Annotated in this window: 13 protein-coding genes and 1 riboswitch; of the genes, 9 read left to right on the top strand and 4 right to left on the bottom strand. The window is 51.9% G+C overall.

Features of this window, described 5'->3' with window-relative positions:
- The first annotated feature begins 465 nt into the window (after nt 1-465).
- The 3 genes from P0X86_RS02925 to P0X86_RS02915 all read left to right on the top strand — a co-directional run bounded on the left by P0X86_RS02925 (nt 466) and on the right by P0X86_RS02915 (nt 4665).
- Entirely contained in the window at nt 466-1500 is a 1035-nt protein-coding gene (locus P0X86_RS02925) for a LacI family DNA-binding transcriptional regulator (protein WP_009593335.1), read from the top strand.
- Between the two features lie 120 nt (nt 1501-1620).
- Nucleotides 1621-2271 (top strand): beta-phosphoglucomutase, encoded by a 651-nt coding sequence (pgmB, locus tag P0X86_RS02920; RefSeq protein ID WP_277747741.1) that lies wholly within the window; start codon nt 1621-1623, stop codon nt 2269-2271.
- 90 nt (nt 2272-2361) lie between these two features.
- Nucleotides 2362-4665: a glycoside hydrolase family 65 protein gene (locus P0X86_RS02915; protein WP_277747740.1), complete on the top strand. Its 2304-nt coding sequence runs from the start codon at nt 2362-2364 to the stop codon at nt 4663-4665.
- 232 nt (nt 4666-4897) lie between these two features.
- Here P0X86_RS02915 and P0X86_RS02910 read toward each other — a convergent pair whose 3' ends face one another.
- Complete coding sequence (locus P0X86_RS02910; protein ID WP_096774662.1) at nt 4898-5944, bottom strand: EAL domain-containing protein; 1047 nt, start codon at nt 5942-5944, stop codon at nt 4898-4900.
- 205 nt (nt 5945-6149) lie between these two features.
- Nucleotides 6150-7685, bottom strand: coding sequence for a GGDEF domain-containing protein (locus P0X86_RS02905; protein ID WP_277747739.1), 1536 nt, complete (start codon nt 7683-7685; stop codon nt 6150-6152).
- Between the two features lie 260 nt (nt 7686-7945).
- Here P0X86_RS02905 and P0X86_RS02900 point away from each other — a divergent pair, with 260 nt between their 5' ends.
- The 6 genes from P0X86_RS02900 (at nt 7946) to P0X86_RS02875 (ending at nt 12696) form a co-directional block, all read left to right on the top strand.
- Nucleotides 7946-8329 carry a VOC family protein gene (locus P0X86_RS02900; protein WP_012818801.1) on the top strand — a complete coding sequence of 128 codons (384 nt, stop codon included), beginning with the start codon at nt 7946-7948 and terminating at the stop codon, nt 8327-8329.
- A gap of 175 nt (nt 8330-8504) precedes the next feature.
- Nucleotides 8505-8614: riboswitch (TPP riboswitch) on the top strand.
- Between the two features lie 121 nt (nt 8615-8735).
- Entirely contained in the window at nt 8736-9767 is a 1032-nt protein-coding gene (locus P0X86_RS02895) for an ABC transporter substrate-binding protein (RefSeq protein ID WP_012818800.1), read from the top strand.
- A gap of 88 nt (nt 9768-9855) precedes the next feature.
- Nucleotides 9856-10149: an MTH1187 family thiamine-binding protein gene (locus tag P0X86_RS02890; protein ID WP_009594139.1), complete on the top strand. Its 294-nt coding sequence runs from the start codon at nt 9856-9858 to the stop codon at nt 10147-10149.
- Nucleotides 10146-10904, top strand: a complete 759-nt coding sequence (locus P0X86_RS02885) for an ABC transporter permease (protein WP_277747738.1) — start codon at nt 10146-10148, stop codon at nt 10902-10904. The genes P0X86_RS02890 and P0X86_RS02885 overlap by 4 nt, the downstream gene beginning before the upstream one ends.
- A gap of 54 nt (nt 10905-10958) precedes the next feature.
- The gene (locus P0X86_RS02880; RefSeq protein WP_213580107.1) at nt 10959-11792 is read left to right on the top strand and encodes an ABC transporter ATP-binding protein; all 834 of its coding nucleotides are present in this window, start codon (nt 10959-10961) and stop codon (nt 11790-11792) included.
- An 88-nt stretch (nt 11793-11880) separates the two neighbouring features.
- Complete coding sequence (locus tag P0X86_RS02875) at nt 11881-12696, top strand: TatD family hydrolase (protein ID WP_277747737.1); 816 nt, start codon at nt 11881-11883, stop codon at nt 12694-12696.
- A 34-nt stretch (nt 12697-12730) separates the two neighbouring features.
- On the opposite strand, the gene P0X86_RS02870 is transcribed toward P0X86_RS02875, so the two are convergent.
- Together P0X86_RS02870 and P0X86_RS02865 are read right to left on the bottom strand one after the other, a co-directional pair.
- Nucleotides 12731-12907: an aspartyl-phosphate phosphatase Spo0E family protein gene (locus P0X86_RS02870; protein ID WP_009594144.1), complete on the bottom strand. Its 177-nt coding sequence runs from the start codon at nt 12905-12907 to the stop codon at nt 12731-12733.
- Nucleotides 12908-13138: 231 nt separating this feature from the next.
- Complete coding sequence (locus P0X86_RS02865) at nt 13139-14317, bottom strand: IS110 family RNA-guided transposase (RefSeq protein ID WP_277745938.1); 1179 nt, start codon at nt 14315-14317, stop codon at nt 13139-13141.
- Nucleotides 14318-14567 lie beyond the last annotated feature (250 nt).

The raw sequence follows: 14567 nt of genomic DNA, 5'->3' as shown, positions 1-14567 counted from the left end.
TAATAGGGTCTGGCTTTAATTCCATCTTCGCCGGTTGATAACGGCCTGTTTTTGATCCCACTCTATCATAACCCACACTTTCGTTTTGTTAAATCGTTTGCACAATGCCATTTTAAGTTGTTTTCCGGTTTTTTCTGGCCATAATACCGGCCTTCCTTCCGTTTTCTAATCCTTGCTTCTTTTTTGATGCATTTGTGAAATAATTGCGTTGGACTGACTTGGATACGTATTTACAAGCCTATCGATTAACGTTAATATAGCAGTGTGAAACCGTTTAACATACCGGATCAATATGCCTTTAGATCAATAGGTATCCACGTATACACAGGGCCTGACAGACCCACAATTTAATAAAGAGGAACGGTCGGCGAACAGCGGAAAGTTACTCTTGTGAAATAAGGGAGACTCCAGTAGTCGCTTTCTTATTTTCAAAAAAACGCAAACGGTTCCACTGGAGGTCCTATTATGTCAGTAACGATAAAAGATGTCGCAAAACGAGCGGGCGTATCCCCCTCCACCGTCTCTCGGGTGCTTTCCAACCATCCAAGAATCAGCCGCGAAACCTCGCGCAAGGTGAAAGAGATCATGGAGGAAATGGGCTACCATCCCAATATTATGGCCAAGAGCCTTGTTTCCAAAACGACAGAAAGCATATGCGTCATTCTGCCGAAACCCGCGGAGGAATTGTTCCTCAACTTATTCTTCATGGAGCTGATCCGCGGTATCGTCACCCAAGCGAACCGTTCCGGATACGATGTCGTTCTCAGTTCGGGCGGCAACGAGAAAGAGGAAGTCGAAGCCGTATCCCGCCTTCTTAACGGCCGCCGCGTCGACGGCGCCATCTTGCTTTACTCCAGGCAGGACGACCAGGTCGTTGATTTTCTGAAATCGAACAACTACCCGTTCGTGCTTGTCGGCCGGAGCGAGAAATATCCTGACCTGTTATCGGTCGATACCGATAATGTGCAGGCGGCCTATGATGCAACCAAGCATTTGATCTCGCTTGGGCATCAGCGGATCGGTTTTGTCAGCGGGCCGCCAAATCTGATCGTATCCCAGGACCGGATGAAGGGCTACGGAAAGGCACTCGCCGATGCAGGCCTTGAAATGAGAAAAGAATGGATTGTCGAAGGCGAGTTCCTGCAGGAGAGCGGCTATCGAGCCATGTCCTTTTTCATGAACCTGCCCGAACGGCCGACGGCGCTTGTCATTGTCGACGACATTGTCTCTTTCGGCGTGGTTCGCGGACTGCACGAGCTGGGGTATAAAGTTCCCCAGGACGTATCGATCATCAGTTTCAACAACATCTCATTGACCGAACTATCGACCCCGCCGCTGAGCAGCGTTGACATCGGCATCTATAATCTGGGTTATACCGCCTCGCAGGCGTTGATCCAGACGATTCGCAACGATGACAACACGATCCTGCCGCACCGCTATATTATTCCGCATCGATTGATGATCCGCGAATCCTCGATGTTTTCGCCGCCGAAATCTTGAGTGTCGACGAATTTGCGGAGCATAGCAAGAAGTACTTCAAAATAAAGAAGCATCCTGGTGCTTCCTTTATTTTTGCAGCTTGGTTCAAACGTTTGCACTAATTCCTTAAGGAGGATGATCATGTCAACCCTATCCGCTTGTTTATTCGATCTGGACGGTGTGCTCGTGGATACCGCCAAGTATCACTACATTGCCTGGAAGCGTCTTGCCGGAGAGCTCGGCTTTGAATTCACGGAGCAGGACAACGAACGCCTGAAGGGAGTAAGCCGCATGGCTTCCCTCGATATTCTGCTTGAGGTTGGCGGAGTATCGCTGGATGAAGACGCGAAGCTGGCGCTGGCCGAGAAGAAGAATGCTTGGTACGTCGAGTATATTTCCAATATGGACGAAACCGAGATTTTGCCTGGAGCCCTCGAATTTATCCAAGCCTTGAAAGACCGCGGCATCAAGGTTGCGCTGGGCTCCGCCAGCAAGAACGCGATGCTGATCCTGAACAATACCGGCCTGACGCCTTACTTCGACGCCATCATCGATGGAACGAAGACCAGCCAAGCAAAGCCGGATCCCGAGGTATTTACGCTGGGAGCTCGCGAGCTTGGCGCCGACCCTGACGCCTGCGTCGTATTCGAGGATGCCGAGGCCGGAATCGAAGCCGCCATCCGCGCGGGAATGCGCAGCGTCGGCATCGGTTCGCCCGAAACCTTGGGGCGCGCCAACCTCGTCCTTCCTTCCCTGGAAGAGTTAACGGTGGACCGACTGCTGGAGTTATAAGCGTGTGAGCACATGCGTTTACAGCATTCAGCAGCATCATCCCATATAGATATGCAACCATTTTTCCTAAACCTAAAGGAGCCGATGATTGTGAAACAATATTTAAAGCTTGATGAATGGTCAATTATTGAAGAGGGCTTTGATCCTCACACGCATGAAATTTCAGAGAGTATCTTCAGTATCGGTAACGGATTCATGGGCCAACGCGCCAACTTTGAGGAGTCCTATAGCGGTTCCTCCCTGCAGGGCAGTTACATGGCCGGGGTGTATTATCCGGATAAAACACGCGTAGGCTGGTGGAAGAACGGTTATCCTGAATACTTCGCCAAAGTGCTGAACAGCACCAACTGGATCGGCATCGGCATTGAAATCGACGGCACGCCGCTGGATTTGGCCAAATGCACGGTGAAGGATTTTGTGCGCGAGCTGAATATGAAGGAAGGCTTCCTCTCCCGCCGCTTCACCGCTGTCATGGAAGACGGCAAGGAGCTCCAGATCGAGGCGGTTCGCTTTGTCAGCATTGTACGCCACGAGATCGGTGCCATCCGATATGCCGTAACGCCGCTTAATTTCGCTGGAGAGCTTACGGTTACGCCTTATCTCGATGGCGATGTGAAGAACAAAGACTCCAACTATGACGAGAAGTTCTGGCTGGAGGTATTCAAGGAAGCCGCGCAAGGCTCGGCCGCATTGACCGTAAAAACCAAAAAGCTCGATTTCCATGTTACCTCCGTTATGTCTTATTACCTTGTTAAGAACGGGGCGAAGCTGGATCTTCAAGCCGAGCTGATCGAGAAAGAGAAATATGCCGCGAACCGCGTAAGCGTCCCCGTATCCGAAGGCGAAGCCGTCACCATCTATAAATACGTGGCCAACGTCACTTCCCGTAATCATGGATTCGGCGAGTTGGTGGATGCTGCGCGTGCCGTGCTGGAACCGGCGGTGGAGACCGGATTTGAACAGCTGCTGAAGGAGCAGGCAGATGCCTGGGGCGACAAATGGAAGGAAAGCGATATCGTCATCGAAGGCGATGTGGCGGCCCAGCAAGCGATCCGCTTTAACATTTTTCAGCTGAACCAAACCTACAGCGGCGAAGACGACCGCCTGAACATCGGGCCTAAGGGCTTTACCGGGGAAAAATACGGCGGCAGCACCTACTGGGATACCGAGGCTTATTGCCTGCCGTTCTATCTGAGCACCGCCGATGCCAGCATCTCGCGCAACCTGCTGATCTATCGTTATAAGCACTTGGAAAAGGCGAAGGAAAATGCCAGAAAGCTCGGCTTCACCAAAGGGGCGCTCTATCCTATGGTGACGATGAACGGCGAGGAATGCCATAACGAGTGGGAGATTACGTTTGAAGAAATCCACCGTAACGGCGCGATTGCCTATGCCATCTATAACTATGTCAATTATACCGGCGACTTCTCTTACCTCGGCCAATACGGTCTGGAAGTGCTCGTGGAAATCTCCCGTTTCTGGGAGGAGCGCGTGAATTACGTGCCGGCGAAGGACCAGTATATGATGCTGGGCGTCACCGGCCCGAACGAGTACGAGAACAACGTCAACAACAATTGGTATACCAACCGCATTGCCAGCTGGACGATGGAATACACGCTCGACGTGCTGGAGTATTTGAAAGAGAGTGAGAATTCCCGCTATGCCGAGCTTACGGCGAAGCTTGCCCTGCAGGATGCCGAAACGGCCAAATGGCAGGATATCATCAGCAAAATGTACTACCCGGTAGACGAGGAACTCGGCGTCTTCCTGCAGCAGGACGGTTTCCTTAACAAGGAGCTGGTTCCGGTGAAGGAATTGGACCCTGCCCACCTGCCGCTGAACCAGAACTGGTCCTGGGACCGCATTCTGCGTTCGGTGTACATCAAGCAGGCCGACGTGCTGCAAGGATTGTTCTTCCTTGGCGACCGGTACGACCTGGCTACGAAAAAACGCAACTTCGACTTCTATGAACCGTTCACGGTACACGAGTCCTCCCTCTCGCCATGCGTACACTCCATTCTCGCGTGCGAGCTCGGGTACCAGGAAAAGGCGTACGAGATGTACCTTCGTACAGCCCGCCTGGATCTGGACAACTACAACAACGATACCGAGGACGGCTGTCATACGACCAGCATGGCGGGAACCTGGATGTCGGTTGTGCATGGCTTCGGCGGCCTGCGCGTGAAGGACGGCGTATTGCATCTGAACCCGTTCATTCCGGGGCATTGGTCCTCCTTCTCCTTCAAGGTGATGTTCCGCGGATCCCGCCTGAAGGTTAACGTCAAAGGCCATGAAACCCTCATCGTGAACGAAACGGATACGCCCGCCGTCCTGAACGTGAACGGCAAGGAATACGCCATCAGCGGATTTGGAGAGGTAACGGCTGCAAGATAAAAGGCACTGGAGCTTCAATGCGCCGGCCCATACAAAAACAAGAGCCCTGGAAAATCTTCCAGGGCTCTTGTTTTTACAGAAAACGGGCTCCTCTACATCATGGCTCATTCTTGAAGAACCCGTCTTCGTCCATGTCAGGCATCATCTGCAGGTTCGGCTTCAGCCATAAGCCGGGATCAGATAAATGCCATCGCTTTGCGCCTCCGTGCGGGGGAAATGCCGATTATGTATGTTATGAATAGATCAGTTGAGTATGAGGATCACGCGGAGGGCGCTCGGCTGGCTTCCCAAACAAATACCCCTGCGAAAGCTCGATCCCGATATCTCGGCAAAAATGAAACTCCTCCCGTCTCTCGATGCCTTCTGCAAGCACCATGGCCCCGAAATCATGAGCCATGTTCGTGATCATTTCGAGCTGCTTCTGCTGGGCGGGATTTCGATCGCAATGGTCGATAAGACTCCGGTCGATCTTCACATAATCCGGCTTAAGCTTAATCATCTGCTCCAATGTGGAATAACCTGCGCCGACGTCATCCATGGCAACCGAGATGCCGTGGCTTCGATATACCTCGAATATCGACTGCAAATGCTTCACATCGTCGATTTTCTCGGTTTCCACCACCTCGAATACGAAATCCCTCGGATCCAGATGGAGCCTGTCGATCGTATTGAAGGTGTGGCTCAGGCACATCTGCGCATCGTATATCGAGGACGGCAGGAAATTCACGAACCGCTTCACGCCGATCGGAAGCCACTCGGCACTGGTCTCAATCGCACTGGTGCGTGCCGCCTGGTCCAGGAATGAATGCAGTCCGGTTTTTCGGGCTGTCTCAAACAGCTCGTACGGCTGGAACCGGAGTCCCCACTCTACCGGTCGAAGGAGAAATTCATAGGCCACGATCTGCTCGTTTGGATCCACGATGGGCTGCATGTAGCTCGTAAACTGCTTATGTAAAATGACATTCACCATATCATAATGCTCCATCTGCAGTTCGAACTTCTGCATAGGGATCCACGAATGCCGGATTTGCGGAGCTCCTCCACGGGTAACACAGAAGGACAGCTCTTGACGAATCTTCAGCGGAAGGGGTTGCAGACACTCGATGATGGAGATCAGGTCCGCTCGTACCTTGTAGTTCACAGCACAACCCTCATTGTTCTCTTGTACCGCGTAGCCGTTCACTGCCAGCAATTGAATAAGCTCACCACTTGCAGGCTTCATATGAATGGTCCCCTGGTCCTCAATCGGTTCAAAGGTGCTGCAATTGTCGCAAATCATGTTCGTCCTCCTTGGCAAGCTAGCTCTCACTATGCTTCTTATCGGCATTTTGAATATGATTTCTTTGCATTTTATGGATTTTATATCGAAGTTATGACCTATTTTGCGAGAAATGCGCAAGATTCGTGCAATGATTGCGCTAAATTCTACAATAATCGACTTATATTGCTCTTAACAACACATTGTCGATATCCGAATCTTTTGTCTATTCGACTTTTTGATCCAACAGCTGCAGCAGCATCGTTCGTTCCACATCGAAATGCCAGCGGGCGTTTCGCTCTTTGGCCGCATACATCGCTGCATCCGCGCGACCGATCAGCTCTTGGTCGTTCCTGGCATGATCCGGATAGACCGCGATGCCGATGCTCGGCGTGGTTCGGACCTCATGCCCTTCCAGCTCATACGGCTCGCTCAGCATCGTCCAGATCTCTTCCGCCATCCAGATCAGTTCCTGATCCTCGCCGGCCGGATGAATCACTACCGTAAATTCGTCCCCTCCTAAACGGGAAACCAGAACGCCTTTGGATTCAAGGGTTTGAAGACGGGTCGCGACCTTGCGAATCAGCAAATCGCCGGCACGATGGCCGTAGCGGTCATTCACTCGTTTAAAACGGTTCATATCCATATATAGAAGCCCTACGCGGGAACCCGCACGGTCCGCCTCCTGCAGCGAGCTCGACAGCCTCGCGTTAAAGTAGCGGCGGTTATAGAGTCCCGTAAGATCGTCGCGATGCGCCAAGGTCTCGCTCTGCATCAGGCTTTGATGCAGCCGGTCAAACAAGCGGTCATTCTCGAACTGGATCAGGATCTGCCTGATCAGAATCAGGATGACGCACAGGGATAAGCCGGTAAAAAGCCCGTTCCACCCTCCGAACCGCTGCACCATAAGGACAAACATCCCGCCAAGCACGCTGTAGGGAAGCAGATATCTTACGATCAGATTTCCGAACGAACGGGGCTCCCTCTCATCCAACGATTGATTTCGGGCATCGGGAGCTGACCGCCCTCCTGCCAAACCAATGATGAATACCGATAACGTATACAGTGGGTACAGGTATGAACGAACTTCAACACCCTTATAATCGACGAGATACATATGCAGAACATCGGCGGCAATGTACATGCTCCCGCCGAGGCATATCAGGAAGACTGCCCGTTTCCTTAACTGTCCTGTGTTAAAATACAACACCAAGGTGAAGAAAATAAGCACCGTTGCGCACAGCGGGTACAGCATGTCCACCCACAGCTTTCCCCATAAGGCTTCATTCGCCAAACCGTTAAGCTCGGGCTTGATGAAATATTCCCAGCCTACCGTCATGACCGTTATGCCAACGATCACGATATCCAGCATAAACCGCACTCCCCGAAACGAACCTTGTACGTGCCGGAACAAATAAATGAGGGCACCTGCAAACAGGATGATTTCGAATCCCCAGAATAATTGAGTCAAAATTGTACGGGAAGCGCTCTCTTTCCCCAGCCAAAAATAACAAGCATCGATGATTCGAGCCGAGGCATCCGCCATCAGCCCGGCACTTGCGATAAGCCAAAACCTTCGAAGATGCGGCTCGTAATGCCGACTGATCCGTAGTAAATAGACGGAAGCGGCAGCGGAAGCCATAATGACTAGAACACGCTGAAGCAATAAAGCATCAGGCATCCACAGAACGGTCATTATCTGAATGAATGCATATATGATGGCGAGTCGAATCCACAGATGATCTGCTGGAGTTGGACTCATAAGCATTCCTCCTCGGCCAAAAGGCAAGCTTTCTTGTCAATGCTTGTTTGTTAGGTCTTTTGAATTAATAGTTATAGTTCTCATGATACTTTTTACCCACCTAAAAGTAAAGATGAGGAAATGAAAGAAAGACCATCGATTCTACTCTATTAAACCATCGCGCTCCAAAAGCTTTCCGTCCTCAAGACCCACTTGACGTATAGGAATTATATGATAACATTTCAGTCATATCTCATATGAATCGGAAAGGGTGTTTAGCCTTGTCACAGAAACGATTGGATCATGTCGGCATTGTCGTCCGGGACCTTGAAGCCACGATTGCTTTTTACACAACCGTCGTCGGACTTGAACTGAAAGATCGCCTTACCCATACCAATGGCGTCATCCAGCTGGCATTCCTCGGATTTAACGGCAGCGACGAAACGGAAGTCGAGCTTATCCAGGGTTACAGCGACACGCTTCCCGCAGAAGGCACCGTCCATCATTTCGCCGTCAGCACCGATAACATCGAAGCGGAATATGTGCGCGTACAGGGACTGGCCGTACCTCATCTTGACGAGGAAATCGTAACGCTTCCGAACGGGTACCGCTATTTCTTCGTCCACGGTCCCGAAGGAGAATGGATTGAGTTCTTCCAGCGCTAACCGCTGGCGAACAGGATCCTATCAAAATGCTTCATCCCGTGAATGGTTAACGGGGTTCATTCTTCCAACCGCACAAGCCATGTCCAATACGAAGACCTGCCTCGTTCGCATCCCCTTCCGAACTAGACAGGTCTTTGCGTTAGGACTATAATAACGGATGTAACGTCCGAAACTTCATAAATCCCGGGGGAGCTGGAAATTGGCCGGCTGAGAGTGTATCCGATGATACTGACCCTTACACCTGATCTGGGTAATGCCAGCGTAGGAAGTCCATGTTTGCGGCAGCTATGATTTGCCGTGGTATACACTTACGCCGTCATGCGTCCTGATATCATTCAGGGCGCTTTTTTTGTGGAGTTAACGAGGTCATAGAAAGAGAAAGAGAATTCAAAGGAGAGAAGACAAAATGAAGAAGGGAAAATGGATGGCGCTGCTTCTCGCTTGCGCCCTGCTGATGGTTGCGGCGGGATGCGGTACAGGCGGACAGAACGAAAATACAGGTACCGAAGGCGCAGACGGCCAGGCGGCCGAAAAGCTCCGCGACGTACAGCTGATGCTCGATTGGTCGGCCAACACAAACCACACCGGACTGTATGCAGCCAAGGAGCTCGGGTATTATGAGGAAGAAGGGCTTAACGTCCAGATCGTCCAGCCGGGGGCCGGCGGAACGGATACGCTGGTCGCATCCGGCAAGGTGCCGTTTGGCATCAGCTACCAGGAAGGCGTCACGCTTGCCAGAACCCAAGGCCTGCCGCTTGTCTCCATTGCGGCGATTATTCAGCATAATACATCCGGCTTTGCCGCCCCCAAGGACAAGGGGATCGTCAAGGCTGGCGATTTTGAAGGGAAATCCTACGGCGGCTGGGGCTCGCCTGTTGAGGAAGCCGTCATGAAATCCATCATGGAGATCGACGGTGCCGATGTCAGCAAAGTAAATATGGTTAACATGGGCGATGCCGATTATTTTACGGCCGTCAAACGCGATATTGATTTTGCCTGGATCTTCTATGCCTGGACCGGTATCGAAGCCGAGCTCCGGAACGAGCCGCTTGACATGATCTATGTGAAGGACTACTCCGAGCAGCTTGACTATTACACGCCGGTGATCGTAACGAACGAGAAGCTGATCCAGGAGGACCCGGAGCTTGTCAAAGCATTCATGCGGGCGACCTCAAAAGGATACGACTATGCGATTCAACATCCTGAGGATGCGGCTGCCCTGCTGACGAAGGCCGTTCCCGAGCTGGATGCCGAGCTGGTTCTTGCCAGCCAGAAATGGCTGAGTCCCCGCTATCAGGATGATGCTGCCCGCTGGGGCGAGCAGAAAGCCGAAGTATGGTCGGGGTATGCAGACTGGATGTTTGAACGCAAGCTACTCGAGAAGGAGCTTGATGCGGACAGCGCCTTCACCAATGAATTTTTACCGGAGAAACCATAGGATGCATTTAATTTGGAAGAGAGACGGCCTGTCCGGCAGGCTGCCTCTCTTCCATTACAATATAGCTTGCATGAAAGGATGAGTTTAGATGGCAAACACCCTCTTGAGCATACAAGTGATACCCAGAACGCCGGATGGAGGCGACAGCATTCCTTATGTGGATGAAGCGATTCGGGTCATTCAGGAGTCGGGCGTGAAATACGAGGTCCATGCGCTCGAAACCACCTTGGAAGGAGAGCTTTCCGAGCTGCTGAAAATCGTTGAGCGCATGCATGAGGCGCTGGTGAAAGCGGGAAGTCCCAGCGTCATATCCCAGGTCAAAATCGCGCACCATCCGGGCGGCATCAGCATGGATAAGCTGACTGAGAAATACCGTCCATGAGAAAAGGCTGGTGGAGCACCGTTTGGCCGCCCGCTGCGGCGGTCCTTTTCTTTTTGACGGTATGGCAGGCCGCGGTATCGGTATTCGATATAGAGCCGTATATTTTGCCGGCGCCGACGGCCATCGGGCATGAAGCCGCCACCGGCGCCTCCGGCCTTTTTCAGCATACGCTGGCCACGCTGCAATTAACCCTGGTCGGATTTATGATCGGTACGGCGATCGGCCTTGTCATCTCGTTGGCCCTGCATCTGGTGCCTTTTCTCAAAATAGCCCTCTATCCGCTTCTTATCCTTAGCCAGAACGTGCCGACGATCGCTCTCGCCCCGCTCCTCATGATTTGGTTCGGCTTCGGCATGCTGCCCAAGGTTATCGTGATTACCCTGGTCTGCTTCTTCCCCGTAGCCGTTGCCTCCCTGGACGGACTGGCGCGTACCGACCGAACCATGATGAATTACATGCAGATGGCGGGAGCCACTTCATGGCAGATCTTCACCAAGCTGGAGCTGCCGCATGCGCTCCCCTCCATCTTCTCCGGGATCCGCATCGCGGCCACCTATTCGGTCATGGGTGCGGTGATCGGGGAATGGATCGGCTCGGACCGGGGCATCGGCTACTATATGATGCTGCAAAAATCCGGCTACCGCACGGACCGGGTGTTTGTTGCCATTCTGATCATCGTCCTGCTCAGCCTGCTGATGGTGCTGCTGATCACCCTGCTGGAGAAGCGCCTGATCCGCTGGAATCGAAAAGGCTAGAACCACGGTGAACGGACATTTTCCAACCTATATAAAAGGAGGCTGTTTAGCGACATGACATATCAAGTATCCCTGCCGGATCATGACGGGCAGCGCCGGTCATCTACCGCGGTCCCGCCAGCGCCTGCCCTTGAGGTTCGCAGCCTTCATATCACCTTCCGCGAACGGCGCAGCGAAGTGCACGTGCTGGATGGCCTTTCGCTTCAGGTGCAGCCCGGGGAATTCGTCTCCTTGATCGGTCCTTCAGGCAGCGGAAAGAGCACGCTCTTCCATATCATCGGGGGGTTAACGGCTCCGGATGCGGGCTCCGTACTCATGGACGGTCAGGACGTGACCGGAGAGAAAGGCCGCATCGCCTATATGCCTCAACAGCCGGCCCTCTTCCCTTGGCGTACGGTGGAGGACAACGTGCTCCTTCCCGAGGAGCTGAGAGGCACCTCGAAAACCGCCGCCAGGGAAAATGCCCGCAGCTGGATGGAACGGGCCGGGCTTGCCGGCTTCGAGAAGGCGTATCCGCATACCCTTTCAGGGGGGATGCAGCAGCGGGCCGCCTTTCTGCGCGCGCTGATGAGTCCGCAGGAGGTTATGTGCCTGGACGAACCATTCAGCGCGCTCGACGCGCTGACACGCGGCGATATGCAGCGCTGGCTGCTCGATATCTGGGAGGATACGCGCCGTTCGGTGCTGATGATTACCCATCATATCGAGGAAGCGCTGCTGCTCTCGGACAGCATCTATATCCTGTCGGCGCGGCCCGGAACGATCCTGAAACGTGTGAAGGTCCCTTTTCCCCGTCCGCGCAGGGAAGACATCCTGAACGACCCGTCCTTTATCGCGCTAAAAACCGAAATCTCCGCCATCATGCGCGAAGAACAGCACAAGCGTTGAGCCGCATAGGCAGGATACAAATGCCTAAGCTCCTGTATCCATTATTCAAGAGCGCTTCTCGGAGGCGTACAAGCGAGGTGATGTAACGATGAAATCATTCACGCAGACGGAAACGAATCTCCCTCTGCTGGACACCCATATTCATCTGGATTCTTATGCCTTCTCCGATCAGCAAACGATTCTTGCGGATATCCGCAAAAGCGAAGTTCAGTCCATCATCTCCGTTTCCATGAACCTGGCTTCCAGCAAGCGAAACCTGGAGCTGGCCAGGGAGTACGGACCGTTGGTGCGGCCGGCATTCGGTTATCATCCGGAACAGCCCGTCCCTTCCCCTGAAGAAACCAAGGAACTGCTGGATTGGATGGCTAATCATGTCGACGACATGGTTGCCGTCGGAGAGGTCGGCCTGCCCTATTATGCCAGGCTGGAAGCCGAAACGGAGGGTCGGCCGTGGGATAACCGCCCTTACGAATGCCTGCTTGAGCAATTTATAGCATTTGCGAAGCGGCATCATAAACCGGTTATACTGCACGCTGTATATGAAGATGCGGATACCGCATGTGATTTGCTCGACAAATATGGCGTCACCCGCGCCCATTTCCATTGGTTCAAAGGCTCCCGTGACACCTTGCAGCGGATGGCGGATAAAGGCTGCTATATCTCCTTCACGCCCGACATTCTTTATGAGGATGAAATTCGCGATATTGCCCGTATGTATCCCGAGCATCTTGTCATGACCGAAACCGACGGCCCTTGGCCGTTCGATGGCCCGTTCACCGGACAGATGACCCATCCTAAGATGACGGCTTCCGCAGCGGCGGCATGGGCCGAGCTTCGCGGGCTGGCCGTTTCCGAGGCTCGCAGGATTTTTTACGAGAATGCGGTTAGACTTTACGATCTATAAAAAAAAGAATTCCCGTTCCATTCAAGCCGGTTGTTTACGCAATCGGTTTGTTTTCTTTAAGGAACCGGTTATATTGGTTAATCAGTTCATCGAGCACGATCGATTGCCTGAGGACTTTAGGATGGTTAAAATCACGATACCGCTGCTTCATTTTATGAAGCTTGTTTCTTTCCTGCTCGATATCAAACCTAATGCCTTCCTTCGTTTTCATGACTTTATGTCCTCCCCTCATGTAATATTTTATGCTTTAATGTAAAATTATAGGATGTTTGATGTTAGACATCAGGGGCCTAAAATCGAAAGGGACAGGTCCCAAGAAACAAAAAAACCAGCTAATACTTGTCAAGCATTATAACTTGGTTAAATAATAGAATACTGATATACTTTTCTAAACAGCACAAATAACCTTCAGTGGCGTGAAGGTTATGGGAAAATATGGTTTTTAGGCTTTGTAGGGTTCGCTTTTACTTAGGATGGCATAAATGTGATGGAGAAGCTTGTTGGCGCAAGCGATCACGACCACCTTGTAGGGCTTGCCCTCTTTTCTTTTTTTGTCGTAGTAATCACTGATCCTGCGGTTTGCACGTCTGCGAATCCCGCACTGTACGGCAAGATAGAGTGCTCGCCGTAGTCTTTTTGAGCCTCGTTTCGTGATCCGGTTGCTTGTAGCCGTGAATTTTCCTGAGCTGTAAATCCCCGGATCTAATCCTGCGTAGGCTACAAGTTGCTTCGCATCCTTGAACTGGCTTGCATCGCCCAGCTCTGCCACGATGGCTGCCGCAAGTTTGTTCCCTACACCCGGGATACTTTTGACCAATTCCACTTCAGGCAACTCCCCAGCCAGTTCTTCCATCTGCTTTTCCAAATGATTTAACTGTTTATCGAATTCCAACAGCAGGGAGACCATGCTAGTCAACGCTATGCTCTGGGATCGACTCCTCTCTTGTGTTTTCCAGCCCAACACGAGTTCTTTCAACCGTTTTGTTTTCTCCGTAATCCATCCTTTGGAGTGGGATTTACCTACACATTCAAGGATCAGATCCCCCACATCTTCGACCTTGTTCTCCAAACATCGCTCTAGCACTTTTAATGATGTGGTCGCATACAGATTATGAAATAATCCGATGAAGTCCGGAAACACCTGCTCAAGCAAAGCTCTGCTGTTTAACTTGGCCTGTACGTACATCGCGGTTACAAACTCATGTTGCCTCGTTAAGTGTTGAAGCTCGGTGTAGGTTTCCTCCCACTCTCGATGCGCTTTAACGTCCCCTCGGTAGTACATCTCAGCCAAATGCCATGCATCTGCTGCATCTGTTTTCACCTTGCGAAGTTGCGTACCTTTCGATCGTTTCGCTTGCAGAGGGTTAACGATGTAATGAGTCCATCCACTACGTTTAAGATACCCTACCAGACTTCGATGGTAATGTCCGGTCGCCTCAAGGACAACAACGGGCTCGACGCCACTTTTATGTTTGAGTGTTCCTAACAGTTCCCCTAGCCGTTCAAAACCTTCCGGCCCATGATGAAGCTTCTCCATCCTCCCGAAGGGTTTTTCGCGACCGATAAAGGCCTGGATAACGCTAACCCCTTTGGCCACGTCTATTCCTACTACTGGCTGCATAATAACCTCCTTGATTCGATACCGGCATTCCCACATGGTCTCCAACCCCATAGCTTCGCTTGTGATGCGAGGTCTAAAGCCTCTACCAGCTCAAACATAGTCGTTGGACGGTAGTGAGAGAACCGTTTTTTTGACGGGATCTGCGTCCCTAAGCCACCTTCGTTCTCCCGGCTACCACCATCGTATAATGCCTACAAAAATAGGCCAACCAGAAATCTGGTTGACCTAATAATACGAAAACCACAATGCG

This window comes from Paenibacillus sp. BR1-192 (assembly GCF_029542445.1).
Classification (GTDB): domain Bacteria; phylum Bacillota; class Bacilli; order Paenibacillales; family Paenibacillaceae; genus Paenibacillus_AQ; species Paenibacillus_AQ lautus_A.
The sequence above is the reverse complement of the archived record's forward strand: the minus strand, read 5'-3'. Positions and strand labels throughout refer to the sequence as shown.

Coding starts and splice junctions, on each gene's coding strand:
- P0X86_RS02925 (WP_009593335.1), top strand. CDS start 466: ATGTCAGTAACGATAAAAGATGTCGCAAAACGAGCGGGCGTATCCCCC.
- pgmB (WP_277747741.1), top strand. CDS start 1,621: ATGTCAACCCTATCCGCTTGTTTATTCGATCTGGACGGTGTGCTCGTG.
- P0X86_RS02910 (WP_096774662.1), bottom strand. CDS start 5,944: ATGATTTGCGACAATTGCAGCACCTTTGAACCGATTGAGGACCAGGGG.
- P0X86_RS02905 (WP_277747739.1), bottom strand. CDS start 7,685: ATGAGTCCAACTCCAGCAGATCATCTGTGGATTCGACTCGCCATCATA.
- P0X86_RS02895 (WP_012818800.1), top strand. CDS start 8,736: ATGAAGAAGGGAAAATGGATGGCGCTGCTTCTCGCTTGCGCCCTGCTG.
- P0X86_RS02890 (WP_009594139.1), top strand. CDS start 9,856: ATGGCAAACACCCTCTTGAGCATACAAGTGATACCCAGAACGCCGGAT.
- P0X86_RS02885 (WP_277747738.1), top strand. CDS start 10,146: ATGAGAAAAGGCTGGTGGAGCACCGTTTGGCCGCCCGCTGCGGCGGTC.
- P0X86_RS02880 (WP_213580107.1), top strand. CDS start 10,959: ATGACATATCAAGTATCCCTGCCGGATCATGACGGGCAGCGCCGGTCA.
- P0X86_RS02875 (WP_277747737.1), top strand. CDS start 11,881: ATGAAATCATTCACGCAGACGGAAACGAATCTCCCTCTGCTGGACACC.
- P0X86_RS02870 (WP_009594144.1), bottom strand. CDS start 12,907: ATGAAAACGAAGGAAGGCATTAGGTTTGATATCGAGCAGGAAAGAAAC.
- P0X86_RS02865 (WP_277745938.1), bottom strand. CDS start 14,317: ATGCAGCCAGTAGTAGGAATAGACGTGGCCAAAGGGGTTAGCGTTATC.